The 23916-nt window shown below is 70.9% G+C and carries 19 protein-coding genes; 9 read left to right on the top strand and 10 right to left on the bottom strand.

Going from position 1 to position 23916, the window contains the following annotated elements; all coding sequences use genetic code 11:
• Nucleotides 1-516: 516 nt before the first annotated feature.
• On the top strand, nt 517-2346 hold the full coding sequence (locus A3IC_RS54895; protein WP_020551206.1) for a helix-hairpin-helix domain-containing protein: 1830 nt from the start codon (nt 517-519) through the stop codon (nt 2344-2346).
• 191 nt (nt 2347-2537) lie between these two features.
• Here the strand turns inward: A3IC_RS54895 and A3IC_RS0116770 are convergent, their stop codons facing one another.
• The 5 genes from A3IC_RS0116770 to A3IC_RS67460 form a co-directional block, all read right to left on the bottom strand.
• A complete protein-coding gene (locus A3IC_RS0116770; protein ID WP_020551205.1) occupies nt 2538-3128 on the bottom strand; it encodes an SUKH-4 family immunity protein in 591 nt (196 codons plus the stop codon).
• 91 nt (nt 3129-3219) lie between these two features.
• Nucleotides 3220-4317 (bottom strand): ABC transporter ATP-binding protein, encoded by a 1098-nt coding sequence (locus tag A3IC_RS0116765; protein WP_020551204.1) that lies wholly within the window; start codon nt 4315-4317, stop codon nt 3220-3222.
• A 342-nt stretch (nt 4318-4659) separates the two neighbouring features.
• Nucleotides 4660-5472 (bottom strand): MOSC domain-containing protein, encoded by an 813-nt coding sequence (locus tag A3IC_RS0116760; RefSeq protein ID WP_020551203.1) that lies wholly within the window; start codon nt 5470-5472, stop codon nt 4660-4662.
• Nucleotides 5473-5624: 152 nt separating this feature from the next.
• Nucleotides 5625-6140: a DUF6643 family protein gene (locus A3IC_RS54890; RefSeq protein ID WP_020551202.1), complete on the bottom strand. Its 516-nt coding sequence runs from the start codon at nt 6138-6140 to the stop codon at nt 5625-5627.
• A 1080-nt stretch (nt 6141-7220) separates the two neighbouring features.
• On the bottom strand, nt 7221-7601 hold the full coding sequence (locus A3IC_RS67460) for a hypothetical protein (protein WP_158695975.1): 381 nt from the start codon (nt 7599-7601) through the stop codon (nt 7221-7223).
• A 102-nt stretch (nt 7602-7703) separates the two neighbouring features.
• Here A3IC_RS67460 and A3IC_RS67455 point away from each other — a divergent pair, with 102 nt between their 5' ends.
• The 5 genes from A3IC_RS67455 (at nt 7704) to A3IC_RS0116720 (ending at nt 14149) form a co-directional block, all read left to right on the top strand.
• Nucleotides 7704-8684, top strand: a complete 981-nt coding sequence (locus A3IC_RS67455; RefSeq protein WP_158695974.1) for an ADP-ribosylglycohydrolase family protein — start codon at nt 7704-7706, stop codon at nt 8682-8684.
• 294 nt (nt 8685-8978) lie between these two features.
• The gene (locus tag A3IC_RS0116735; protein WP_026218355.1) at nt 8979-9689 is read left to right on the top strand and encodes a hypothetical protein; all 711 of its coding nucleotides are present in this window, start codon (nt 8979-8981) and stop codon (nt 9687-9689) included.
• Nucleotides 9690-9999: 310 nt separating this feature from the next.
• On the top strand, nt 10000-12117 hold the full coding sequence (locus tag A3IC_RS0116730) for an MMPL family transporter (RefSeq protein WP_020551197.1): 2118 nt from the start codon (nt 10000-10002) through the stop codon (nt 12115-12117).
• Nucleotides 12114-13343, top strand: a complete 1230-nt coding sequence (locus A3IC_RS54880; RefSeq protein ID WP_063744843.1) for a sensor histidine kinase — start codon at nt 12114-12116, stop codon at nt 13341-13343. The genes A3IC_RS0116730 and A3IC_RS54880 overlap by 4 nt, the downstream gene beginning before the upstream one ends.
• Before the next feature lie 89 nt (nt 13344-13432).
• On the top strand, nt 13433-14149 hold the full coding sequence (locus A3IC_RS0116720) for a response regulator transcription factor (protein ID WP_281174489.1): 717 nt from the start codon (nt 13433-13435) through the stop codon (nt 14147-14149).
• A 69-nt stretch (nt 14150-14218) separates the two neighbouring features.
• Here the strand turns inward: A3IC_RS0116720 and A3IC_RS0116715 are convergent, their stop codons facing one another.
• Both A3IC_RS0116715 and A3IC_RS0116710 read right to left on the bottom strand, forming a co-directional pair.
• Nucleotides 14219-15343, bottom strand: a complete 1125-nt coding sequence (locus A3IC_RS0116715) for a glutamate ABC transporter substrate-binding protein (RefSeq protein ID WP_079026483.1) — start codon at nt 15341-15343, stop codon at nt 14219-14221.
• Between the two features lie 203 nt (nt 15344-15546).
• Nucleotides 15547-16131, bottom strand: coding sequence for a TetR/AcrR family transcriptional regulator (locus tag A3IC_RS0116710; RefSeq protein ID WP_020551193.1), 585 nt, complete (start codon nt 16129-16131; stop codon nt 15547-15549).
• A 182-nt stretch (nt 16132-16313) separates the two neighbouring features.
• On the opposite strand from A3IC_RS0116710, the gene A3IC_RS0116705 reads away from it, so the two are divergent.
• Both A3IC_RS0116705 and A3IC_RS0116700 read left to right on the top strand, forming a co-directional pair.
• Nucleotides 16314-17468: an FAD-dependent oxidoreductase gene (locus A3IC_RS0116705; RefSeq protein WP_026218354.1), complete on the top strand. Its 1155-nt coding sequence runs from the start codon at nt 16314-16316 to the stop codon at nt 17466-17468.
• 224 nt (nt 17469-17692) lie between these two features.
• Nucleotides 17693-18985: a M48 family metalloprotease gene (locus A3IC_RS0116700; RefSeq protein WP_020551191.1), complete on the top strand. Its 1293-nt coding sequence runs from the start codon at nt 17693-17695 to the stop codon at nt 18983-18985.
• 155 nt (nt 18986-19140) lie between these two features.
• On the opposite strand, the gene A3IC_RS54875 is transcribed toward A3IC_RS0116700, so the two are convergent.
• The gene (locus A3IC_RS54875; RefSeq protein WP_040876741.1) at nt 19141-20409 is read right to left on the bottom strand and encodes a trans-sulfuration enzyme family protein; all 1269 of its coding nucleotides are present in this window, start codon (nt 20407-20409) and stop codon (nt 19141-19143) included.
• A 198-nt stretch (nt 20410-20607) separates the two neighbouring features.
• Between A3IC_RS54875 and A3IC_RS0116690 the strand changes: the two genes are divergently transcribed.
• Nucleotides 20608-21114, top strand: coding sequence for an Lrp/AsnC family transcriptional regulator (locus A3IC_RS0116690; RefSeq protein ID WP_020551189.1), 507 nt, complete (start codon nt 20608-20610; stop codon nt 21112-21114).
• Nucleotides 21115-21211: 97 nt separating this feature from the next.
• Here the strand turns inward: A3IC_RS0116690 and A3IC_RS0116685 are convergent, their stop codons facing one another.
• Nucleotides 21212-22390 carry a low temperature requirement protein A gene (locus tag A3IC_RS0116685; RefSeq protein WP_020551188.1) on the bottom strand — a complete coding sequence of 393 codons (1179 nt, stop codon included), beginning with the start codon at nt 22388-22390 and terminating at the stop codon, nt 21212-21214.
• A 149-nt stretch (nt 22391-22539) separates the two neighbouring features.
• Nucleotides 22540-23724 (bottom strand): lactate 2-monooxygenase, encoded by a 1185-nt coding sequence (locus A3IC_RS0116680; RefSeq protein WP_020551187.1) that lies wholly within the window; start codon nt 23722-23724, stop codon nt 22540-22542.
• Nucleotides 23725-23916: the final 192 nt, after the last annotated feature.

The following is a 23916-nucleotide window of genomic DNA, read 5'->3' as shown; positions in this document are numbered from 1 at the left end:
GCCGAAGTCGCAGAGGCCGCGGCGCCGGCCGCGGAAGCTGCCACCGGCGCGGAGGATGCGACGTTCGTGGCCACGAACCCGAACGCCGAGAGCACAGCTCTCGAAATGTCGGGCGACGCCGGTCCGACATTTGTCGCGGAAGCGGATGACGCGTCGGCAGCGGCGTCGGAAGCGGTACAGGGTTCGGATGCCGAGAGCAGTGCTCTCGATGCGTCGCCCGCCGCCGACGCAACGTCGGGGAACACGGCCGGCGAGAGCAGTGCTCGCGCCGACTCGTTCGCCGCAGGCACGTCGCCGGATCAGGATTCCGAGAGCAGTGCTCTCGACGGTGTGCGTCGTCCTCGCGATGTCGGGCCTGCTACGGATGACGAGAGCGGTGCTCTCGATGGAGAGCGGCGTCAACCCGCGGGCCGGGCGCACTCGCATGTCGATCCCGCCTCGGACAACCCTGCTGCCGGGCCGAGTTCGCCCCAAGCCGGCGGTCGGACCGGCGGCGGCCGTTGGGCGGAGCCCGGCGTGGACGCTTCGCCGACCGTGCCCGCGGCGCCCGCGGCAGCGCCGGCCACGCCACCCGACCAGGCCCGGCGACCGTTCGCCGCCGTAGCCGCGGACGTCGCCCGGCTCCTGACCGCCGCCGGCGCCCCGGAGCGCATGGCCCCTCAGGTAGCCACCGCTCTGGGAAGCGAGGCCGCGGAACAGTTGGCCGCAGACCCCTGGGCGCTACTCGCGGTACCCGGAATCACACCCCGACAGGCCGACCTGCTCGCCCGCGGAGCACTCGGCGCCGGCTGGGCCGCCGACGACCCACGACGGGTGCGCGGGATCGTGTTGTGGTTGCTGCGACGGGCCGCCCGGCAGGGGGATACCGCGATCGAGGCCGATGCCGCGCGGGCCGCGCTCGCGCACTTCGAGGTGAGTGACCCGGACACGGCGCTCCGGGCCATACTCGCCGAGGGCCGGGTGATGGCCTTCGCCGCCGCGCCGGCCGGACCGGGTGAGGACATCGGCGACTCCGACGAATTCGAGGAATCCGACCGCGACTTCGAGGCGGATTTCGAGGACGACTTCGAGGAACCCGACGAACTCGCCGCCGCCGGCGGGGTCCTGCTCGCCCTCGACGACTACGCCCTCGCCGAGGAGGCCATCGCCGAAGCAGTCGTCCGGTTGTTGTCGACGGTCGAACCGTGGCCGGAGACCGGCGACACGAAACTCGATGGTGCGCTGAGCACCAACGGAGTCCTGCTGTACGCCGCAGGCCCCGGCGAGGAACCCCCGGCCGCAATCCTGACCGTCGCCCGGCACGCCCGGGAGGCCGGCCTGCGCGTAGCCGTCGTCGCACCGACCATCGACGGCCGGGACCGGCTCGGTGCGGGCACGATCGGACTCCGCGAACTCGCCGCGATGGAGCGCGGCCCGGACGGCACTCTCGAACTCGACCTCCTCGTGGTCACCGACGCGACACTCCTGGACGTCACCGCCGCCGCCGCAATCTTCGAGGCGGTACCGGATGGTGCCAGGCTCCTCCTCGCCGGCGACCCGGCCGGCCTCGAATCGACCGGACCGGGACGGGTGTTCACCGATCTCGCGGCGACGGGTACGATCCGCGCCCTGGTCGCTCCGAGCGTCCCCGAGGGTCCGCTGGAGGCACTTGCCGACGGGATCCGTGACGGTCGGCTGCCGCCGATCCAGGACCCGGAACGCCGCGCCGTACTGATCCCGGCCCGCACCGGGGAGGAGGCCGCCCACCGATGTGCCCAACTGGTCGCCGATTCGATTCCGCGTGCGATCGGCATCGCGGCTCGGGACGTACTCGTGGTCGCTCCTCTCGCCACCGGCCCCGCCGGCGCGACGGCGCTGAACGTCGCGCTCAAGGCACGGCTCAATCCGAGCCCCGAATCGAGCCCCGAAGCCGGGAGTTCGGCTCGGCGGGACCAGGACGGGACCGGCCTGATCGACGTCGGTGACCGGGTCATCCGGGCCACGACCGACCCAAGTGGCGGTGTGGTGCAAGGAGTTGTTCGCGACGTCCTTCCGGACGGTCGAGTTGTGGTGGCCTTCGGCGACGCCGGCCCCGAAGCTCTCCACGGGGCCGAGCTGCGCCACGGCTGGGCCTTGACGGCTCGTCAATCCCTGGGCGTCCGCCGTCCGGGAGCGGTGGTCGTACTCCCGTCCGAAGGCGCCGATGCCTACACCCGAGCCCTGATGTACACGCTCGTCACCCGAGGCGAACGCCACGTCTCGATCGTCCACGCGGCGGGACCGGCCCTCGCCGCCGCGGTGGCCGCCGAACCGACCCGCCGGCGAACCACCCATCTCCAGCAGGCGATGCGCGAGGCCATGAGCTGAGCGGAAGGCCGGCGCCGCGTCCGGGGTCGCCGCCGGCGACCCCGGACGCGGCGTCGGCAGCAGCTCGGTGGGAAGGATGCCCGACGCCGGCTCGGTACGACTCCCCGGTGCCGGGCCGGGGCGCGCCGTTTCCCGGCCGCGGTTTTCTTCGGGAGCCGACGCCCGGCGTATTCCAGCGGTTGCCGTGGAGGTCAGGCCGAAAGGTGGTCGAACACGCTGTCCCAGAAGGGGGAGTTCTCCACCTCGGGTTCGATTGCGGCCATGTGGTGGCGGAGTTCGACGATTGCCGCGTGGCGGATTCCGTCGTTGTCGGTTTCGAGGGCGTCACGTCGTTCGACGACCAGGCCCAGGAGTACGGCCAGTGTCGGCAGCGAGGAGGTGGCAACGCCTTTGTCGCCGTCGCCGTGGTCCCAGCCGGAGGGATCGTAGTGGTTGATCTCGCCGAGGTCGGTGTCGAGCATCAACTGTTGGTCGAAGTGGATGCCTATCGTGAAGCAGAAGTTCTCGGGCGGTGAGTCGTCGTCGGGGTAGCGGCGCCCGTACAGTTCGTCGGCGTCGAACAGGTACGGCTCGTCGGCGTCCCGTAGGTGCGTGGAGTCGAACTCGACGAGGTCGATCGCGACGGCCGGAAAGCCGGTCGTGGTCAGGAAGTCGCGAGTCTCGCGGTCGGTCAGTTCCTCGGGAAGGTCGGCTTCGTTCGGCCGCCAGAGCGAACCGCTGCCGAACCGGGCTTCCAGCCATGCGGCGTCCGGGACCCGAGGCGTCTCGTTGGTTGTCGTCATCGGTGTCTGAACCCCCTGTGCTCCGTTCTCGCACCACAGTCAATCGCACGGTCGTGGCGCCGGCCGCAGGTGGGGCATCGCGCGGCAGTCGTCAGTCGCCCAGGCGTTCGCCGGTGGACGTCGAGAACTTGTGGATCTCGTCGGGGCGCGGGGTGAGGTGCAGGATGTCGCCCTTGCGAGGGACCCGATCACCGGCGACGCGGACGACCAGAGTGGTGGGCGTACCTTCGATCCGGGCTGTGCCGTATACGTAGGCGTCGGAGCCGAGTTCCTCGACCACGTCCACCGTGATGGCCGGCCCGCGTGCGTCCGGGCCGGACGCGACCTCCAGATGCTCCGGGCGCACGCCCACCGTGATCCGGTCGGCCTTCTCCGCTCGGCTGGTCGCGTGCGCCTCGCGGGTGAGCGGGACCAGGACGTCACCGAAGCGGATGCCTTCCCCGGTCAGTTCGGTGTCGATCAGGTTCATCGACGGCGAGCCGATGAAGCCGGCGACGAATACGTTGATCGGCCGCTCGTACATCCGGCGCGGGGTGGCGACCTGCTGGAGGATGCCGTCCCTGAGTACGGCGACGCGGTCGCCCATCGTCATCGCCTCGACCTGATCGTGTGTCACATAGACCGTCGTCGTACCCAACCGCCTTTGCAGCCCGGCGATTTGGATGCGGGTCTGGACACGGAGCTTGGCGTCGAGGTTGGACAGGGGCTCGTCCATCAGGAATACGCGGGGCTCGCGGACGATCGCGCGACCCATCGCGACGCGTTGACGTTGGCCGCCGGAGAGGGCCTTCGGTTTGCGATCCAGGTATTCGGTCAGGTCGAGAATCTTTGCTGCCTCGGTGACTCGGCGGGCGATCTCGTCCTTCGATTGATGCGCGATCTTGAGCGCGAAGGCCATGTTCTCGGCCACCGTCATGTGTGGATAGAGCGCGTAGTTCTGGAACACCATCGCGATGTCGCGCTCTTTGGGCTCGAGGTTCGTGACGTCGCGGTCACCGATGTGGATCGTGCCGGAGTTCACGTCCTCCAGACCGGCGAGCATGCGCAGAGCGGTGCTCTTGCCGGAGCCGGACGGGCCGACCAGGACGAGGAATTCCCCGTCGCCGATGTCGAGCGAGAGTTGGTCGACGGCGGGCTTGTCGCCTTTGGTGTACCGGCGGGTGGCTCGGTCGAAGGTGACGGTAGCCATGATGTCGCTGTCCCCTCACCCGGCAGGAACGTGCCGGACGGTCCGAGGTCGTGGGGCATCAGCGTGCCGGGCGCCGAGTGGCACCGGGTCGGGGCGCGCGGGGCATATCACCCACGTGAGTGACGACCCCTGCGCCAAGTGGACGTTCGGAATACTTTCGGGTGCGGCCCGGTCGGCTGGTCGCTATCAGTACTTATGCGAAATGTCCGCATACTCATTGTCCGGATGGCTTCGCCTGCGTCGCACGGGCCCGGATGTCTGTGGAATCCGGCCTGCCGTATGTGGAGGTACGTCGGAACGGCCCCGGGATCCACCGCCGTTGGTGGTGTCGCCGGTCGGTCGTCAGGTGGTTTCGAGGACCTCGAAGGAGTCGCCTACCCGGAGGATGCCCGTGCCGTTCGAGGGGAGTTCGGGTATCAGGTTCTGGCCGAAAATCAGCTTCTTGCCGAACCGGCGGTGTTTTCCGAGCGCCCTGAGCGGCTCCGGGCCTCGTTCGCCGGTGCGTTGGTCGGTCGTGGTGATCACGCAGCGCGAACAGGGCTTGACGACACGGAAGATGACATCGCCGATACGGACACGGAGCCAGCGGTCCTCGGCCCAGCCCTCGGGCTCGTCGATGACGACGTTGGGGCGAAACCGGTTCATCGGCAGCGGAGAATCCATGACGGCGTTCAAGGATTCGAGTGAACCCGTCGTCGTCAGCAACAGCGGAAAACCGTCCGCGAAACTCACTCGATCGGACGCATCCGCGTATCGCTGATCGGGAGTCCGTCGGGTCGGGTCGTCGAGATGTACCAGTCGGACGTCGATGCCCAACAACTTCCCGAACCACGTGTGCGCGTCGTCCGGGCCCAGAGCGGCCTCGAATTCGTCGTTCCACACGGTCACCGGGACGAGCTGTACCTCGGCAGTCGGCTCGACCCACAGTTCGTCCATCGAGGGCGCACGCACGACCAGTCGCCCGCTCGTCTCCTGACGTACCGTCACGGTGGCCAGCAGTGGCTGCTTGCGCTGGCTCAGAAACCGGCCGGCCTCGTCCACGAGCATCCAACGGCGGTCACCGGCAAGGCCCCACGGTTCGACCACGGCCTCGGAGAGGTCTATACCGCGTGCGGACTTGATCGGATACAGGTGCAAGGAGGCGAGGTGGTGCATGCCTTCACTGTTTCACGCCGGCCCGGGGAAGCCGACGGGGGATCGGTACGACGCCGTCCTGTGCGGGACGATGTCGCACGGCGTGCGGGTGGTGCGACTCGGTACTCGACTCGTGCGCGCGGCGCGTGGGGTGGCCTACGGCTGCCGCGAGATCAGTAGCGAGGCGGGAACTGGCCCGGCTCGCCCATGTTCGGCACACGGGGCGTCGGTACCTGCGGCGGCTGAACGTACTGCGCGGCGTACTGCCCGGCGCCGGGCTGCGGCGCCTGGTGTACGGCCTGTTGGGGTGCCTGCGGTGCGGCCGGGGCCATCGACGCATACCCGGACATGGGCGCGTTGTTGTACTGGCCGCCGCCGTACTGCGCCGGAACCGGCAGCGGGGCGGGCAGCGACTGCATCGGGGCGGGAGCGTTGTAGCCGTAGCCCGGAGCGGACGAGCCGTACGCGGACCCGTATGCCGGGGCGGGCGACGAGTACGAGGACGGCAGGGCCGGAAGGGCCGGGAGCGCCGGTCGTTCGCCGAAGAGCGGGTGCATGGCGAAGTCCGGCACGGGGAGGTTGAAGGGGCCGATCTCCGGTCGACCCCGTTCGGCTACGAGCCGGTCGTAGATCGGGGTCTCCGAATACGGCGAGTAGATGCCGCCGTCATAGGCGCGAGCCGAGGTCATGGCCGATAAGGTACGCGATTTGCGGCGCCGGCGAACCCCCTGGGTCGTGACGAATTTCAGCGGGTTGCGTCTGAACTTCGTCAAGGCTTGCCAATGGCCTGGAGCGGGGCAGTTCCGTAGCCTGCGCAGGGCATGTGATAGGGCGTCACATTTGGGTCGAATCAACCGTCTCGGGCGTCTGGCCTTTCCCGGATCGGCCTGAGCATGATGCGCTACGAGCGGCCTTCGTCACCCGGAGTCGCGATCGGGTTCCGGGTGTCGAAACCGCCAACGTCCCGGGCAGCGCCGCCCGCCGGTCGGCGCCGGCCTGCCCACCCGGCCGGGGAGGACCAGGTGCCGCACGATTCGCAGAAGGCGCAGGACGGGCGCGTCGAAGGGCAGGCGCAGGTGGAAGTGGATGGGCAGGCGCGCGATGGGGCCCGTGATGGGGGTCGGGAGCGGGCTCGTATTCGGCGGGGCGGTAGGTGGGGTGGCGCGGCGGCGCGGGCTGCGGAGCGTGGCGCGGCGGCGCGGCCGGAGGGTGAAGGCGGGGGTGTGGTTGGCGGGCCGGGCGGGCCGGATGAGTCGGATGACCCGGCTGGGGCGGAGGGGCCGGTCGGCCCGCGCGGGCCGGACGCGGGCGGCCTGGTCGGCGCCGGATTCGGGTCGGGCGTGGGCGGTGGGTCGGAGGTCGGTTTCGGGGCGGAGTCGGTCGGCGAAGGAGCGGTGACGCGCGTGGCGGAGGCGGGTCGGGACGGTCGGGAATCGGACAACTTTGATTCGGGGCGCCGAATGCGGCCGGACCGCAGGCGGGGCGATGGCGACGGCGATGAGGGCGGGCGTGTGCGTGGGCGCTCGGCTCACCCGAGCGAAGGTGAACGTCCGACCGAGGAAAGTCGTGCGCAAAGCTCGCTGACAAGAGCTGATGTGGCCGGCGAGGAGGTTCCGGCTTCGGGTGTCGCGGACCGAGGCGATGGACGGCGCGATCGTCTGGCGGAGGAGCATTCGGGCGGCGCGGACATCGGCTCCGGCGATGATGGCTCAACTCCGTTCGATGGGCGCCCGGATGGCGTGGAGTCCGACCGTCCGAAGCAAGCCGATTCACTCGCGGATGACGCGGGTCGCGAGCGCGTGGCGGGTGACGATCGAATAGGCGGTGCCGGCGCCCGGACCGGTCGGGCCCGAGGCGAGCGCGCGCAGGACGGCCACGGGCGAGATGGTCTGGAGCGGGACCTTCTGGGCAGGGCGTACCTGGATCGCGGCCGTCCGGGTCGTGACCGACTTGATGGCGGGCGTCTTGATGAAGATTCTCTTGGGCAAGTCATGTGGGGGCGGAGCCACTTGGACCGAGACCGTCAGCGGCGCGAGCGCTTGGAGCGAGAACGCCTGGAGCGTGAACGCCTCGGGCGGGGGTGGCCTGGGCGGGCCGGGCAGGTCGATTCGGGCCGAGATGGTCCGGGCCGAGGCGGTCCGGGGCGACAAGCTTTGTCGGCGAATGGTCTGATCCGAAACGATCCGGGGCAGAGCGGTCCGGGTCGGGGTGATCCGAGCCGCGACGATCGTGGCGACGCCGTCGATCGGCTTGTGGATCAGGGGCTTCCGCCGGCCGGTGCCATCGATCCGCCGCCGCCCGGCGTGGCGTTGCCGGATCGGATCCACGGGGGCTGGATCGGCCGTTGTCTCGGCGCCTACGAGGCGGCCCGCATTCCGGACGGATCAGGGGTGCCGGATGCCGCCCGCGCGGAGGATCGCAGCGATGCGATGGATCGTTCGGTGTTGAGCCTTCGGGTGTTGGAGTTGTACGGACCGGGCTTCACCAGCGCGCAGGTCGGGGCGTTGTGGCTGCTGACCCTGCCGTTCCTGCGTCAGGGCGCGGCGGAGCAGGCCGCGTATCAGGCCCTGCTGAGCGGTGCGCTGCCGCCGGCGACGGCGTCCGAGGAGACCGCGCACGGCGGGACCGACGAGGCGATGGCACGTGCGGACCTGTACGGGTACGTGGCACCCGGCGATCCCCGACGGGCGGCGCGGTTGGCTCGCAAGGACGCGGTCGTGTCGCATGTGGGGGAGGGGCTGTACGCGGCGATGTGGAGCGCCGCGCTTGCGGCGGCGGCGTTCACGGCGCGGGATGCCGCGCAGGCGGTCGGGGTCTCGTTGCGGCATGTGCCGGTCGAGTCGCGGTTGTCGCGGGCGATTCAGGGCGTCCTGGTCGCCTACACCCGTGGTCACAGCTGGGAGCGGGCGGCTGCCGAGGTGCACCAGCGGTACGGGACCGGTTCCCGGCGGGACGCGCCGGGTATCGCCTGCCTGGTCGCGGCGGGGCTGCTGTGGGGTGACGGCGACCCGTGTCGGCAGATCGGCTTGACCGTGCGGGGAGGGTGGGACATCCACACCTCCGCGCCGATGACGGGCTCGATCGCCGGGATCCTGCACGGCGCGGAGGCGGGTTGGCCGTCGATGGCGGCGACCCGGGTCAGGACCGGCCTGCCGGGTCAAGACCAGTGCGCGCTGGTGGAGTTGGCGCGACGCACCCTCGCGGTGACCCGGGTGGATCTGCCGTTGCGGTGAGGGCTGGGGCCGCCGCCCGCCCGCGCCGTGCGTGCCGGGTGGGCGGTGACGTCGGGTGTGCAACGGCTGCGCGCGTTGGAGGAGGACCTTCGGACGAAGACGCCTGGTGATTCGCTCCACTTCGACATGCCGGCATGGTTCGGCGGCGGGTGATCGGTGAGCCGGGCCGCGTGATGGATCGGGGACGTCCCGGTATGCCTTGCCCGACCTGTTCGGGGGCTGTTGCGGTCGGGCTGCCGGGTCGGTTCGGAAAGGTTGCGGCGAGGGGATGCGGATGGGGATGGGCGGGGGGCCATGCGGTTGAGGTTGCGTCGGTATCGGCCGCGAATCGGGACGGTGGAGTATCGCGTGGTGCAACCGTGGTCGCCGTTGCGGCATACGGCGTTGGCCGATCCGCTGGGGGAGTACGGGGTGGTGATCGGGGATCACGACGGGCTGTCCGGGCTGGCCGCGTTGTTCTCGTTCGCGGCGTACTCGCGGCGCACGGTCGTGCACGTCCCGCTTCGGGATGGTGTGCCCTTGGCCAATGAGGCGTTCATCGATGCCAGTGGCGGTCGGGTGGACCTGGTGTTGGCGCATCATTCGCTCGGAATTCGGCCCACCGCATGGCCGCGGATCAGGCGGCGGTTGACGGTCGGCACGTCGCTCACCGTGGCGACCAACGAGGCCCGGACAGAGCGGGATGCCGCTGCTTGGCTCAGGCAGAGCGGGTACCGCGATTCGCGGGAGTGGTTGCGGCCTGTGACGTATGCGCGGACCGCGTTCTTGATCGGCAGCCGGGATGTCTTCGCGGCCGCGTCGCAGGAGTTCGCGGCTGCCGCCGGTCGAGGTCCGCGCGAACCCGGCGTGCTCAAGGGATATTTGGCGTTGGTCGGCTCGCTGACTCATGAACTGCCCCCCGACGACTCGTTGCGACGGCCCGAGTTGGACATCACGTTCCAGGCTCGGCGGCCGTATCACCGCTTCAAGCGTCCTGGCCGGAAGCGGTTTCAGGCCGGCTGCTGAGAGCCGTTCCGCTACCCGACGCGGGCAAGCCCTACGGAGGCGCGTCGGGGCCGACGGGGCTCACGCACAAGCGCGGTGCTCAAGGCCGCCGAACCGCGCAACTCTCCGAGCACCGCGAGGAGACGCGATCTCCGGGCGCCGAGACGTCCCCGCGCCGGCTCACCGGCCCCGACCCGACGCAACCCACCAGCCCTACTCCCAAGCGTTACTCCCGCGGGAGCAATCCTCGCCCCGGGACGTCGTGCGGAGTAACCCGGACATCGGCCGTCGGCCGGACGATTGCGGGTTGCTCGGCCGGAAGCCTTGGGGCATGGAGACACTCTCGAAGGAAGAAGCCGTGCCGGCGCCGCGGCGGGGGCGGTTGTGGGCGGTGCCGTGGGCTGTGGTCGGTGGCTGGATACTTGTCGTCCTGGTGGCCGGAATGTTCGCGGCCAGGCTCGGTGACGTGCAGCGCAACGAAGCCGTCGACTATCTGCCGGCGAACGCCGAGTCCACCCGAGTGGCGAAGGTCCAGGCCGGATTGCCCGGTGGCGACGCGATGGACGTACAGCTCGTGTACCACCGCGATGGCGGATTGACCGCCGCCGACCGGGAACTGGCGGCCGGTCAGGTGGCCGAGGTGTCCGGGCGGCATCCGCTGGTGGCCGGCCCCCCGCCGGTGGCGCAGGAGTCGGTCGATCACGCGACGTTGCGCTACGCGTTGTCCATCGATCGGCGTGGTGCCGAGCCGGACGACATCGTGCCCGACATTCGCGAGGTGCTCGATCGGCACCCGGACGGGCTCACCGTGCGATTGGGTGGGCCCGGTGGCATCACGGCGGACATGCAGGAGGTGTTCGGATCGATCGACGGTACGTTGATGCTGGCCGGCGTCCTCGTGGTCGCGGTGTTGTTGATGCTGACCTACCGCAGTCCCTACCTGTGGATTGTGCCGCTCGCGTGTGCCGGTGTGGCGGTGGCGGTCGCGTCGGCGGCGGTATACGGGCTGGTGAAGGCGTTCGGGATCACCGTCACCGGACAGAGTTCGGGTGTCCTGACGGTGCTGGTGTTCGGTGCGGGAACCGACTACGCGCTGCTGTTGGTGGCTCGATATCGCGAGGAACTACGCGTTCACGCACGGCCGTTGCATGCCATGGTCGCGGCGCTGCGCGGGTGTGGGCCGGCCGTCGTGGCGTCGTCCGGAACGGTCGTGGTCGGGCTGCTGTGCCTGACCGCCGCGGATCTGAACAGCAGTCGCGGGATGGGGCCGGTGGGCGCGGTGGGCGTGGTGTGTGCGCTCGCGGTGATGACGACGCTGCTGCCGGCCGTGCTGGTGCTGCTCGGGCGGCGGGTGTTCTGGCCCTTCGTACCCGCGTTCGGCAGCGAGCCCAAGCGGGGCCGCGGCGCGTACGCCCGGATCGGGGCCGGCGTGTCCCGGCGGCCGATTGCGGTGCTCGTGGCGGGAGTCGTCCTGCTCTGGGCGTGCGCGTTGACCGCGTTCGCGCTGCCGGGTCCGTTGCGGCAGAGCGACGGCTTCACCGCGAAGCCCGAGTCGATCGCCGCGCAGGAGATGTTGAGCACGGCCTTTCCGGAGCAGTCGGGTGCGCCGATATCGGTGCTCGCGCGTACCGATCGGGCCGCTGCCGTGCTCGCCGCGGTCTCCGCGACGGAAGGCGTCGATCATGCCCGGCAGGCGCGAACCGCAGGCGGCTGGACGGAAATCTTGGCCTTCGCGAAGGATCGGCCGGAGTCGAACGGTGAACATGCCACCATCGAGCGGTTGCGGGCGGTGCCGGACACGCGGGTCGGCGGTCCCAGCGCACAGCAGATGGACACCTCGCACACCACGGCCCGCGATCGCCGGGTGGTCGTTCCGCTCGTGCTCCTCGCCGTACTGCTCGTGCTGATCGTGTTGTTGCGCAGTCTGGTCGCGCCGCTGATCCTGGTCGTCGCGGTCGTCTTGGTGTGGGCCGCCTCGCTCGGAGTCGGCGGGCTGATCTTCGAGCACGGCTTCGGATACGCGGGCGTGGACGCACAAACGCCGTTGCTGACCTTCGTGTTCCTGGTCGCGCTCGGGGTGGATTACGGCATCTTCCTGATGCACCGGGTGCGGGAGATGGCGCTGCGTGGGGACTCGGTCAGGATCGCCGCGCCGGCCGCGTTGGAGACAACCGGCGGGGTGATCGCGTCGGCCGGGTTCGTGCTCGCCGCCACCTTCTCGGTGCTGATGCTGCTGCCTCTGGTGTCCTTGGTGGAACTCGGATTCGTGGTCGCGGTGGGGGTGTTGATCGATACGTTCCTGGTCCGGACGTTCCTGGTCACCGCCGCGAGCGTGGCGCTTGATCGGCGGATCTGGTGGCCGGGGCCGTTGTCCCGGCGGCCCGTGCCGGACCCGGCGGGGACCCGGCCGGCGGAACCGTCCGCGCCGTCCCGGAAGATGGCGGTGTGACGAAGCGATCGACATGGGGTGGGGCATCCCTTGCGGACGCCCTGCTCGCTCTCGTCCTGGCGGTGAGCGCGATTGTTTCCGCGTGGATGTGGCCGGGGCAGCGCGCGCTGGACCCGATCGGTGCCGCGCTGCTGCTCGGTGCGGCGATTCCGTTGGCCTGGCGGCGGACCAGCCCGGGCACGGTGCTGTCGGTGACGTTCATCCTGACGGTGCCGTATCACAACCGGGAGTATCTGCACGAGAGCGCGGCCGTGTTGGCGCTGGTCGCGCTGGGGACCCTTGCGGCGTACATCCGGCGCGAGGAGGCAGTCGCGCTGGGCTTCGCGGCGTTGATCGTGGTGCTCGTGGCGATGAGTGTCGGCGGTCAGGACGCGCCCACCTGGCGGGACCGCTGCGGGATGGTCGGCTGGGTGCTCGCGGCGCTGGTCGCGGGGCAGGCGTGGCACAGCCACCACGCGTACGTGAGCGCCATTATCGATCGAGCCGAGCGCGCCGAGCGCAGCCGGGACGAGGTGGCCCGGCGGCGGGTCGCCGAGGAGCGCCTGCGGATCGCGCGCGACCTGCACGATCTGCTTGCGCACAGCATTACGCTGATCGGCGTGCAGGCGGGTGTGGCCGCGCACCTGGCGGCCCAGGAGCCACCGGCGGAACGTGCGGTCATGGTGAGCGCGTTGGACACGATCGCCGAGACGTGTCGGGACGCCCGGCACGAACTCCGCGCCACGCTGTCGGTGTTGCGCGACGCCGAGGAAGCCGCGTCGTACGAGGCGGTGCCGGGCCTGGCCGGGCTCGATGGCCTGGTGCCGCTCGCGGACGCGGCCCGCTCCGCCGGCATCGAGGTCACCCTGACCGGCCATGACGGACCGCCTCCTGCGCCCGACGTGGGGGTGGCGGTGTACCGGATCGTGCAGGAGGCGCTGACGAACGTGGTGAAGCACTCGCAGGCTCGTTCGGTCCGGATCGAACTGTCGCTCGCCGAGGCGAATTTGCATGTTGCCGTGGATGACGACGGACGGGGCCCCGGGGCCGCGGCGCAGGCGGACGCCGGGAAGGAGGCCGGGAAGAACACTGGGCGGGACGCCGGGAAGGAGGCCGGGTTCGGCATCGTGGGGATGGCCGAACGGGCGCGCAGTGTGGGCGGGACGCTGGTTGCCGGGCCCGGCGTGGATGGCGGTTTCCGGGTCGAGGCGGTGTTGCCGATGGGCGAGCGAGTGGGGGCCGGGTGACACTGTGAGGGTGTGTGGGCGCGCCATGCGATGTGACGGGCCGGTGAAGTGCGCGCTGACGGGGAGAGGTTGCGGATGGTGTGCGACGAGTGGGGGAGCGTGTGACGGTCGGCAGGCTGCGGGTTCTGCTCGCCGACGACCAACACCTGGTGCGGTCGGCCTTCGCGATGTTGGTGGGCTCGGCGCCCGACATGGAGGTCGTCGGTGAGGCCGCCGACGGGCAGGCCGCGCTCGAACTGACCCGGGCCACCCGTCCGGACGTCGTACTGATGGACATTCGCATGCCGATCCTGGACGGGATCGAGGCCACCCGGTCGATCGCGGCCGATCCGGAATTGCCGGGAGTCCGGGTGCTGGTACTGACCACGTATGAGGACGACGAGAACGTGGTGGCCGCGTTGCGTGCCGGCGCCGGCGGCTTCCTGGTCAAGGACACGCGACCGGCGGAACTGCTGGCCGCGATCCGCACGATCGGGGCCGGCGAGGCGCTGCTGTCGCCGGGTCCGACGGCGCGGCTGATCTCGCGTGTCCTGCGGATGCCGGCCGCGCGGACGGTGGGTGAGCCGGAATCGGTGCTGGTGGCGGACCTGTCCGCGCGCGAACGTGAGGTGCTCACGCTGGTCGGTCGGGGGTTGACGAACGCGGAGATCGGGACGCTTCTCGGCCTGAGTCCGCTCACCGCCAAGACCCACGTGAGCCGCATCATGACCAGGCTCGGCGCACGCGATCGACCGCAACTGGTCGTGACGGCCTATGAGTCGGGGCTGGTCGTGCCGGGGGACGACCTGCCTTCGACACAGATGTAGGACGTGGACGTGGACGTACGGGTGAAGGCTCGGACTCGGCCTCCGGCCGGGTTGCCGTCGTTGCCGTGCTCAGTCCCGATACACCGCGTCGGGGGCCGTCACCGGTCCGGGTTCCGGTATGTAGCGGGCCACATACGTTTCGTACAGCCGCAGCCACGTCCCGTCTCGCCGGATGCGTTCCAGTGAGGCATTGACGAAGCGGACCAGGTCGGGGTGGGTCTTGGCGATTTCCAGGCCGTACGGTTCGCGGGTGAGCTTGGGGCCGACCAATTGCACGAAGCGGTCCTGGGCCTGGAGGCCGGCCATGATGGTGTCGTCGCCCACGGATGCGTCCGCGCGGCCCTGTTGGATGTGGACGAGGCAGTCCGCCCAGGTCTCGCCGGTGACGGGGACCAGGCCCTTCGTCGCGCGCACCGCCTCGGCGGCGGTGGTGTTGCCGACCGTGCAGACACGGGTTCCGGCGGGCAGGCCGATCAGGCCCCTGTTGTGGTCGGTGGATGCGGCCGGGCTGTCGCGGACGACGAGTACGCGCTGTCCCGACTCGTAGTAGACCGCGCTGAAGTCGACCAGCGCCCGGCGGCGGCAGTTCACGGTGACCGACTTCGCGACGATGTCCACGTCGCCGTTCGCGACGGCCTGTTCGCGGATGTCGTTGGGCAGAACGCGGAAGCGTAGCCGGCTCGTGTCCGCACTGCCGAACAGGTCGGCGGCGATCTCCCGGACGAGGTCGATGTCGAAGCCCTTGAGCCGATTGTGGTCGGCGACGTCGGCGTAGCTGAACGGGTAGGTGCTCTGGTCGATTCCGATGGTCAGGAATCCCTGGCGCAGGATCCGCGCGAGCGAGCCGTCGTTCGGATAGTCGGTGGCGCGCGGTGGCCCCGACCCGGGACGCAGGCTCGCGAGCGGGTCGCCGCAGGAGGGGGGCGGGTCGCCGGCTGCCCTCGGATCGCTTCCGCCGCCCGGAGATTCGGCGGTGGGCGCGGGGCCGGTGGGCGCGGCCGCGGGAGGCGGGGTGGAGGTCGCGGAGGTACAGGAGGCCGACAGGAACAGCGCGGCCAGCAACGCCAGGGCGGGCCCGACCATCACCCGGCGGCGCGTCGGCCGGCCGGGCGTGCACCGGGTGGACGCGTACCGGGACGGATCGCGCAGCGGACGGCGGGCCGGGCGGTTCGGTCGGACTGCGTGCGTGGGCATGACGCGTCACCTCCGCTGGCGGCGTGCGGAACACCGCTGCTCGGCTTGGCCGGTTCGGACCTGCTCGGGACGCTACCCGGTCGAACCGGGCCACCACTGGGGGTAATCCCCCGATTCCGGCCCGCGTTCTCATGGGGCGACCGTTCGCCCCGGCCTGGCGATGGCTTCGGCACGAGCGCTCCGGCGCTCCCGAGGACAGCCCATCACCCGCTCGGGTTCTCCGGCACGCCGAGGTCCCCGGTCAGGCAGCGTTGCAGTTGAGGGCCGAGCCAGGCGACGACCTCCGCGTGGGTCATCGCCACGATCGGCGGGAGGCGCAGGACGTAGCGGCACAGGGCCAGGCCGAGTACCTGGGTGGCGGCCAGGCCGGCCCGGCGGGGGGCCTCGATCGGGGTCGGGCAGACGCGGCCCACGAGTGGGGCGAGCTGTTCCGCGAAGACCGCGCGCATGCGTTCCGCGGCCTCCTCGTTGGTGACGCCGGTGCGCAGCAGGATCATCATCGCCTCGTCGTCCTCCCAGCGGTCCAGGAAGTGGGCCGAGAGCACCGCTCCCAGTTGTGAGTGGGGAACCGAATCGAGAGCGGGCAGCCGCAGGTCGACATCGGCGGCCGCGGCGAAGAGCTTCTCCTTGTTGCCGAAGTAGCGCATGACCATCGCCGGATCGATCGCGGCGTCCGAGGCGATCGCCCGAATCGTCGCGCGCTCGTAGCCGTCGGCACCGAATCGTTCGCGCGCGGCGGCCAGGATCACGGCCTTGGTCTCGGTCGACGACCTTCGCGGAGTGCTCATGTCAACGATTGTAGGCCAACGCCTGTTGACTTGGTCGGCCGGGAGGGTCATGGTTATGTCAACAAACGTTGGCCAACGCCTGTTGACCAATGCCTGTTGACCAACGGGCCGGCAAATGTGTGTCGACCGCCGGCCGTCGACCCCCGATCCCACTCGGCATCGCCGCACCCGAGGAGCTCGCCATGACCCCACAACTTCCCGCCACCACGGACGTCCTGATCGTCGGCGCCGGCCCCGCGGGGCTCACCCTCGCGCTCGCCCTCGTCGCCCAGGGCCGTGATGTCACCGTCGTCGACGCACACGCGGTCGCCGAACACACCTCGCGGGCCGCGGTCGTCCACGCCCGCACCCTGGAGGTGCTCGCGCCGCTCGGTGTGGCCGGGCCGCTCGTCGAGCAGGGCGTGCGATCGCCGACGTTCACCATCCGCGACCGTGACCGCGTGGTCGTCCGCATCGACTTCGGCGGCCTCCCCACCCGATACCCGTACTCGCTGATGGTGTCCCAGGCCACCACCGAGGAGGTCCTGCTCGATCGGCTCACCGAGCTCGGCGGCACCGTGCTGCGCCCGTACACGGTGACCACCCTCGACCAGCAGGCCGACGGCGTGATCGCGACCTTCGAGCACGGCGAACGAATCCGTGCCGCGTGGGTGGTCGGCGCCGACGGCATGCACAGCACCGTTCGCGAGCAGGCCGGCATCGGCTTCCAGGGCGGCACCTACGGCGAATCGTTCGTACTCGCCGACGTACGGCTCGGCGGCGCCGTCTCGGCGGACGAGGTGGTCCTGTACTTCGCGCCCGCCGGGCTCGCCGTGGTCGCCCCGCTGCCGGGCGGTCGGCACCGGATCGTCGCGCCGGTGGCCGAGGCGCCGCACGAGCCGTCGCTCGCGTTCGTTCAGGAACTCGTGGACGAGCGCGGCCCGTCGGCCGGCCGCGTGGTGGTCGAGGAGGTCGTCTGGGGCTCGCGCTTCCGGGTCCATCACCGCATCGCCGACACCTATCGCGCCGGACGCGTCCTGCTGGCCGGCGACGCCGCGCACGTCCACAGCCCGGCCGGCGGCCAGGGCATGAACGCCGGCATCCTCGACGCCGTGACGCTGGCCGAGGCACTCGGTTCGGTCCTCGACGGCGGCCCCACCTCGGCGCTCGACGCGTACGGCGCCACCCGCCGCCCGATCGCCGAGCAGATCGTCAAGCTCGCCGACCGGATGACCCGCATCGCCACCATCACCCCGGCGCTCCGCCCGCTGCGCAACACGATCCTGCGCACGATCACCCGAATCCCCGCCGTACGCCGCGCTCTTGCCCTGCGCCTCTCCGGCCTTCTCTACCGCTGACCCCGACCACCCGGCTCATCACCCGAGCAGGAAGCGCCACTTCGGCACATGCCCGCCCGCCGCCACCGTCGATCACACCGCACATCCCGACTGCCCTGCCGCAACCATCCGTTCGGCCGGTGGTTCCTGTTGCCGGCCCCGGGGCTAACCTGCCTGCCTGGTCGGCGCGTTCGTGTCGGCGTGATCGAGGTGGCCCCGGGGGAGGGGCGACCGGGGGAGGGATCATGGAAGTTCCGGCGATCGGCTCGGAGCGGCTCCGGGTGTGTCCGGAGTGTGGTGCGGATGTGCCCGAGGAGGAGCGGTTCGTCGCGTGGTGCGCGGAGTGCGGCTGGAACGTGGATCCCAGCGGCGCGGTGGAGCCGCAGCCGGGGCGGATCGAGGCTGCCCGGCGTCGTCTCGCACATCGCTACGGTGAACAACTGCTCGCCGACATCGAGCAGAGCCGGGACCGTCCACCGCCTCGGAGTTCGTACCGGGCGCTCACCTACGTACTGGCCCTGACGGTGCACGGGGTCACGGTCGCGCTCTTCGTCCTGGGCGTGCTGCTGGTGGTGCTCGGCTGGGGCACGATGCTCGGACCGGTGGTCGGCGCCCTGTCGTTGGCCGTGGCCTACATCCTCCGGCCGCGGTGGGGAGCACTGCCCAAGGACGCGCCCGTCCTGGAACGGGCTGCGGCCCCGGCCCTGTTCGCCCTGGTCGACGAGATCGCGGCGGTGGTCGGGACCACCGGCGTGCACGTGATCGTGATCGACGCGCGGTTCAACGCGAGCGTGACCACGTACGGCTTGCGTCGGCGTCGGATGTTGCGCCTGGGCCTGGGCATGTGGGAGGTGCTGACGCCGCAGCAGCGGGTGGCCCTGCTGGGTCACGAACTCGGACACTACGCCCATGGCGACACCCGGCACGGCGCCGTCGTCGGGAACGCGTTGCACTCGCTGCGGGTCTGGTACTACCTGCTCGCACCGACCCCGCACCCGGGCCCGGGTGCGCTGGTGGTCAACTGGTTGACCTTCGTGCCGAGATGGGCTGTGTACGGGATGCTGGTGCTGCTCGACCAGCTGACGCTGGGTGCCGCGCAGCACGCCGAATACCTCGCGGACCGGACCGCCGCCCAGGCCGGGTCCAGTGCGGCGGCCGTCGAACTGATGGATCGTTTGCTGATCGGCGCGTCCGTCGAGACCGAACTTCGTCGGCAGGCCGTGGCGGCGAACACCCGGGTCGGACGGGCGGCGCCGCGCAACGACGCCGGGGTGGGCCTGTGGGCGAGCCTCGCGGCACACATCGAGGCCGTCCCGGAGCGTGAGTACGAACGGTTGCGTCGGGTCAGCGCGTTGCGCGGACACAGCGTGGACAGTACGCACCCGCCGACCCATCTGCGCCGGCGTCGCGTGGTGACCGATGAACGGTACCCGGGCCGAGTCCGCCTCGACGCCGTCGGCAATGCCGCCATCGAGGTCGAACTCGCCGAGGCGCGACGCCGCCTGGCCGGTGAGGTCATCCGCGATCACTTCCGCTGACCAGCCTCGGCGTGACCCGGCCGGATCCTTGCGGAGACCCGGCCGGGGCCACCCGGCGAGCCTCCCCGCGCCCGACCACGCCTCGCCATGCCCGACCAAGCCCCGCCGAGCCCGAGGAGGACCGGCCCAGCCTCACCGAGTACCACCCGCTCACATCAAACGTGAGCCGCGGGCTGCTCCTGACGAAGCGTCACCACCGAAGGCGACGCCTGCGCATCCGTCGCCTCCACCCACTCGACTGCCGACCCGGCAGGCGACGCCGCCCCTGCCCCCTGCGTCGATCCGACATCCCGCGCCGACCCGGCACCCTGCCCCGAAGCGTGCTCCAAGGCCGTCGACAGGTCGTCCCACAAGTCGTCCTCGTGTTCCAGCCCCACCGAAAGGCGCAGCAGTTTCGGCCCGATGGCGCCCTCGTCACGCGCCGCGTCGTCGATCACGCGGTGGGTCAGCGAGGCCGGATGCTGGATCAGCGTGTCGGTGCCGCCGAGGCTGACCGCAGGCGTGATCAAGCGCAGCGCGCCGACCAGCTCCATCGGGTCACCCGTCGGCTCGAAGGCCACCAGGGCGCCGCCGATGCTCGGGTAGCGCACCCGCTCGACCGCGGGGTGGGCGGCCAGTCGTCCGGCCAGCGTCGCCGCCGACGCGGACGCCTTCGCGACCCGGATGGGCAGCGTCGCGAGGCCGCGCAGCAGCAGGTAGCCCGCGAGCGGATGCAGCAACGCCCCCGTCGCGAACCGGATCTGCCGCAGCACCTGGGCCGTCTCCCGGTCGCAGGCCACCACGCCGCCCATCACGTCCCCGTGTCCGCCGAGGAACTTGGTCGCGCTGTGCAGGACCATCCGCGCGCCGGACCGAGCGGGTTGCTGCAACACCGGTGTCGCGAACGTGTTGTCCACCAGGAGCGGTACGTCCCCGGCCCGGGCGGCCAACTCGGCCAGGTCCAGTTCGGCCAGCGTCGGATTGGCCGGTGTCTCGACCATGACCAGCCCGGTGTCCGGCCGCAGCGCCCCGGCCACCCCGTCCGGATCGACCCAGGTGACCTCGGTGCCGAGCAGCCCGCTCGTGAGCAGGTGGTCCGTGGTGCCGTACAGCGGCCGTACCGCGACCACATGCCGCCTGCCGCGTGCGGCGGCGGCCAGCAGGCACGCGGTGACCGCCGCCATGCCGCTGGCGAACGCGACCGCGTCGGCGCACCCCTCCAACTCCGCGAGCGCGGTCTCGAAGCGGCGCACCGTCGGATTGGTCAATCGGCCGTAGATCGGCGAGCCGTCGGGGAGTTCCCCCTCCGCGTACGCGTCGAGCGCGAGCGCCGCGGCCGGCAGGTCCGGCAGCGGGTAGGTGGTGGACAGATCGATCGGCACGGCGTGCGTACCCAGCGCGGCGAGGTCGTCCCGGCCGGCATGCACCGCACGAGTCTCGAACATGTGCCGCCCGCCACCACAACCACCTGCACCACCTGAGCCGGCCGAAGCAGCCAAACCACCCGCACCACTCGCACCACTCGCGCCACCCACGGCGGTCGACCCGGCACGCCCGTCAAGATCCACTCGGAGGTCATCCATGCCCGTCATGGTCCGCCGATCCCCGGAGAATCCGGCCGCCCGCCGAACTATCATCGCCCGATGAGCCAATCCATCGCCCTTGATCCGATCGATCTCGGAATTCTCCGCGCCCTCCAGAACGATGCCCGGATCAGCAACAAGGCGCTCGCCGCCGAGGTCGGGATCGCGCCCTCGACATGCCTGGATCGAGTCGCCCGACTGCGCTCGGCCGGGGTGGTCAAGGGGGCGACGGTCGAGGTCGACGCGGCGGCGCTGGGCCGACCGCTCCAGGCGATGCTCGCGGTTCGGGTGCGGCCGCACCACCGCGTCGTGCTCAACCCGTTCGTGGGGCACGTGCTCAAGCTGCCGGAGACCCGTGCGCTCTACCACCTGGCCGGTCCCGACGACTTCCTCGTGCACGTCGCGGTCGCCGACGCGACAGGGCTGCAACGGCTGGTGGTGGACGGCTTCACGGCGCGCACCGAGGTGACCCAGGTACACACCATGCTGATATTCCAGCAATGGCAGGGCGGCCCCCTGCTCCCACCCGAGCCCCAGGGCCCGGCCCGACGCCTGACGGCGGGATAGCCCAGCCCAGCCCGGCCCGGCACCCGCGGCCTCACATCCGCAGCGCCGCACCCACACCCACACCCACACCCGGCCCCCACTCCAGCCCGAGCGACCCTCACCCATCCGCCGTCGCCCGCCGGCGCCCCGGCCGCACGTCCCCCTCGCCCTGCCGGGCCGACAACACCGTGCCCACCGCGACCGTCAGCGCCGCCACCGCACCCGCCGCCGGCACCGCCGCCGCGCCCAGGAACGTGCACAGGAGGATCAACACACCCGCGGTCGGCAGGGTCGCCTTCTGGGCCGGGCCGACCTTGTGGTGCCGGGAGTGCAGCGCGAACGTGCTCAGCAGGAACAGCGCCGCGGGGATCGTCACGCTCGCCGACGCGGCCGTCCGGGAGATGTGCGCCTCGCCCACGGCCTGTTCGACGGCGACCTCCAGGCCCGCGCCGATCGCCGCCGCCGAACCGAAGACCACGTAGTGGCCGTAACCCCAGAGGAAGGCTTGACGGTTGGACGCGAGGTAGTCGTGGATCGGCACCGCGAAGTAGATCCAGTACGCCGCGAACACGATCAGCAGCCCACCCGCGGCGATCGGCAACAGCTCGTCCAACGCGGCCTCGTCGTCGAGCGCGGTCTGGATCGCGATGGTCGCGGCGGACACGCTCTCGCCGAGCATGATGATGGTGAACAGTCCGTACCGCTCGGCGATGTGACGCGGGTGCCAGGTGGTGGGGTGGTCGCGTTCGGCGATCGCCGGTACCGCGAGTTCGGCGACCACCAGAAGCAGGAATCCCGCTGTCCACGCGGCGTCCGGCAGGAGCAGCAGCAACACCCAGCCGAGTTGCACCAGCACCAGCCCGGCCGCGTAGCGCAGCGCGGTGCGCCGGGCCGCGGCGTCGGTCTCGTCGTGGGCCGCCCGCAGCCACTGGAAGGTCAGCGCGAGGCGCATGATCAGGTAGCCGACGATGGCGACCGCGTAGTCGTTGTTCTCGAACGCGCGCGGTACCCCGGCGGCCAACACCAGGACACCGGTGATCTGGACGAGCGTCGCGACCCGGTACAGCGGGTCGTCGCTGTCGTACGCGGACGCGAACCAGGTGAAGTTGACCCACGCCCACCAGATCGCGAAGAACACCAACAGATAGCCCGTGAGCCCGTGCCCGGGGTGCCCCTCCGCCAGCGAGTGCACCAGTCGGCTGCCGGCCTGGGCCACCGCGACCACGAAGGTCAGGTCGAAGAAAAGTTCCAGCGGGGTGGACGCGCGATGCTCTTCGGCGGTGTCGCGGGAGGTCATGCGCCGCAGAATGGCGTGTGGAGCGACAGGGCGTGCGGAGTCGCTCACGGAGCGGTTCCTCTCGTCACGGGCGTGATCATGCGCGGAGAATATCGGAATCACCCGCAGCAAATAGGCCAATTTCGAGCGGGCATTCGGGCCCGCGCCGCTCAGTCCGACGTCAGAACCGAGGGATGCAACTCGTCCGGGCGAGTGTGCCCGGACAGGGCCATGGACAGGTCGAACTCGGCCAACAGGCACCGCAGTACGTGCCTGACGCCGGCCTCGCCACCCAGCGCCAGGCCGTAGACGTACGGCCGGCCCACCAGGACCGCCCGGGCGCCGAGGGCCAGCGCCTTGAGCAGGTCCGTCCCGGTGCGTACGCCGCTGTCGAAGAGCACCGTCAGGCTCTCGCCAACCGCTTCCACCACGGCCGGCAGCGCGTCCAACGCGGCCACGGCGCCGTCGAGTTGGCGCCCGCCGTGATTGCTCACCACGACTGCGTCCAGACCGGCGTCGCGGGCCCGGCGCGCGTCGTCCGGATGCAGGATGCCCTTGAGTACGATCGGCCCGATCCAGTTCTCGCGCAGGAACGCCAGGTCGCCCCAGGTCTTGGTCGGATCGGAGAACATCCCCGCCCAGTGCGCGATCGCCGCCGTCGGGTCCTCCGCGACCGGTTTGCTCAGCCCGGCCAGGAAGGCCGGATCGCTCAGATAGTTCGCGATGCCGACCCGGCGCAGGAAGGGCAGGTACGCCCGATCCAGGTCGTCGGGGCGCCACCCCAGGAACCAGGTGTCCAGGGTGACCACGAGCGTGGTGTACCCCGCCGCCCGGGCCCGGGCGAGCAGGCTGATCGTCACGTCGTCGTCGCTCGGCCAGTAGAGCTGGAACCAGCGCGGACCCGAACCGGACGCGGCGGCGACCTCCTCCAGCGAATGGGACGACGCCGTGCTCAACACCATCGGCAATCCCAGCGCGGCCGCGGCGCGCGCGGTCGCCAACTCCCCCTCGGGATGCACGATGGACTGCACCCCGACCGGCCCGAGCAGCACCGGCGCGGGCGACTCGGTGCCCAGTACGGAGCAGGACAGGTCGCGCGTACCCACGTCGCGCAGCATGCGCGGAACGATCCGGCGCCGCTCGAATGCCGCCCGATTGGCCCGCATCGTCGCCCCACCGCCCGCGCCGCCCAGGACGTAGCCGCGCGGACCCGGATCGAGCCGTTCGCCGGCGGCCACCTCCAGGGCGGCGGCGTCCGTGGGATACGCGGGGGTCGCTCCGGTCAGCAGACCGTCCAGGTAGATCGAGTCCTGGAACGCGGAATAGGGACCGGCAGCGTCGGCACCATCGACCACGACCGCACACCTTTCGCCGAGCGGAATCCGGATCCCCGACCCTTTCGCACCCGTCGGGCGTACGGAAGGGCCGAACGAGTCGACACCCGCACGTCGGGGCAGACCTGTTCCCATGCCCCCTCTACCGCCCGGCCGGCGGAAACGCCCGTCGGACGGCGGATATCGCTTCCGCGGGAAGCGCGACAGGAACCC

The organism is Embleya scabrispora DSM 41855 (assembly GCF_000372745.1).
Classification (GTDB): Bacteria; Actinomycetota; Actinomycetes; order Streptomycetales; family Streptomycetaceae; genus Embleya; species Embleya scabrispora.
The sequence above is the reverse complement of the archived record's forward strand: the minus strand, read 5'-3'. Positions and strand labels throughout refer to the sequence as shown.

Coding starts and splice junctions, on each gene's coding strand:
- A3IC_RS0116770 (WP_020551205.1), bottom strand. CDS start 3,128: ATGACGACAACCAACGAGACGCCTCGGGTCCCGGACGCCGCATGGCTG.
- A3IC_RS0116765 (WP_020551204.1), bottom strand. CDS start 4,317: ATGGCTACCGTCACCTTCGACCGAGCCACCCGCCGGTACACCAAAGGC.
- A3IC_RS0116760 (WP_020551203.1), bottom strand. CDS start 5,472: ATGCACCACCTCGCCTCCTTGCACCTGTATCCGATCAAGTCCGCACGC.
- A3IC_RS54890 (WP_020551202.1), bottom strand. CDS start 6,140: ATGACCTCGGCTCGCGCCTATGACGGCGGCATCTACTCGCCGTATTCG.
- A3IC_RS0116735 (WP_026218355.1), top strand. CDS start 8,979: ATGCGGTTGAGGTTGCGTCGGTATCGGCCGCGAATCGGGACGGTGGAG.
- A3IC_RS0116730 (WP_020551197.1), top strand. CDS start 10,000: ATGGAGACACTCTCGAAGGAAGAAGCCGTGCCGGCGCCGCGGCGGGGG.
- A3IC_RS0116715 (WP_079026483.1), bottom strand. CDS start 15,343: ATGCCCACGCACGCAGTCCGACCGAACCGCCCGGCCCGCCGTCCGCTG.
- A3IC_RS0116710 (WP_020551193.1), bottom strand. CDS start 16,131: ATGAGCACTCCGCGAAGGTCGTCGACCGAGACCAAGGCCGTGATCCTG.
- A3IC_RS0116705 (WP_026218354.1), top strand. CDS start 16,314: ATGACCCCACAACTTCCCGCCACCACGGACGTCCTGATCGTCGGCGCC.
- A3IC_RS0116700 (WP_020551191.1), top strand. CDS start 17,693: ATGGAAGTTCCGGCGATCGGCTCGGAGCGGCTCCGGGTGTGTCCGGAG.
- A3IC_RS54875 (WP_040876741.1), bottom strand. CDS start 20,409: ATGTTCGAGACTCGTGCGGTGCATGCCGGCCGGGACGACCTCGCCGCG.
- A3IC_RS0116690 (WP_020551189.1), top strand. CDS start 20,608: ATGAGCCAATCCATCGCCCTTGATCCGATCGATCTCGGAATTCTCCGC.
- A3IC_RS0116685 (WP_020551188.1), bottom strand. CDS start 22,390: ATGACCTCCCGCGACACCGCCGAAGAGCATCGCGCGTCCACCCCGCTG.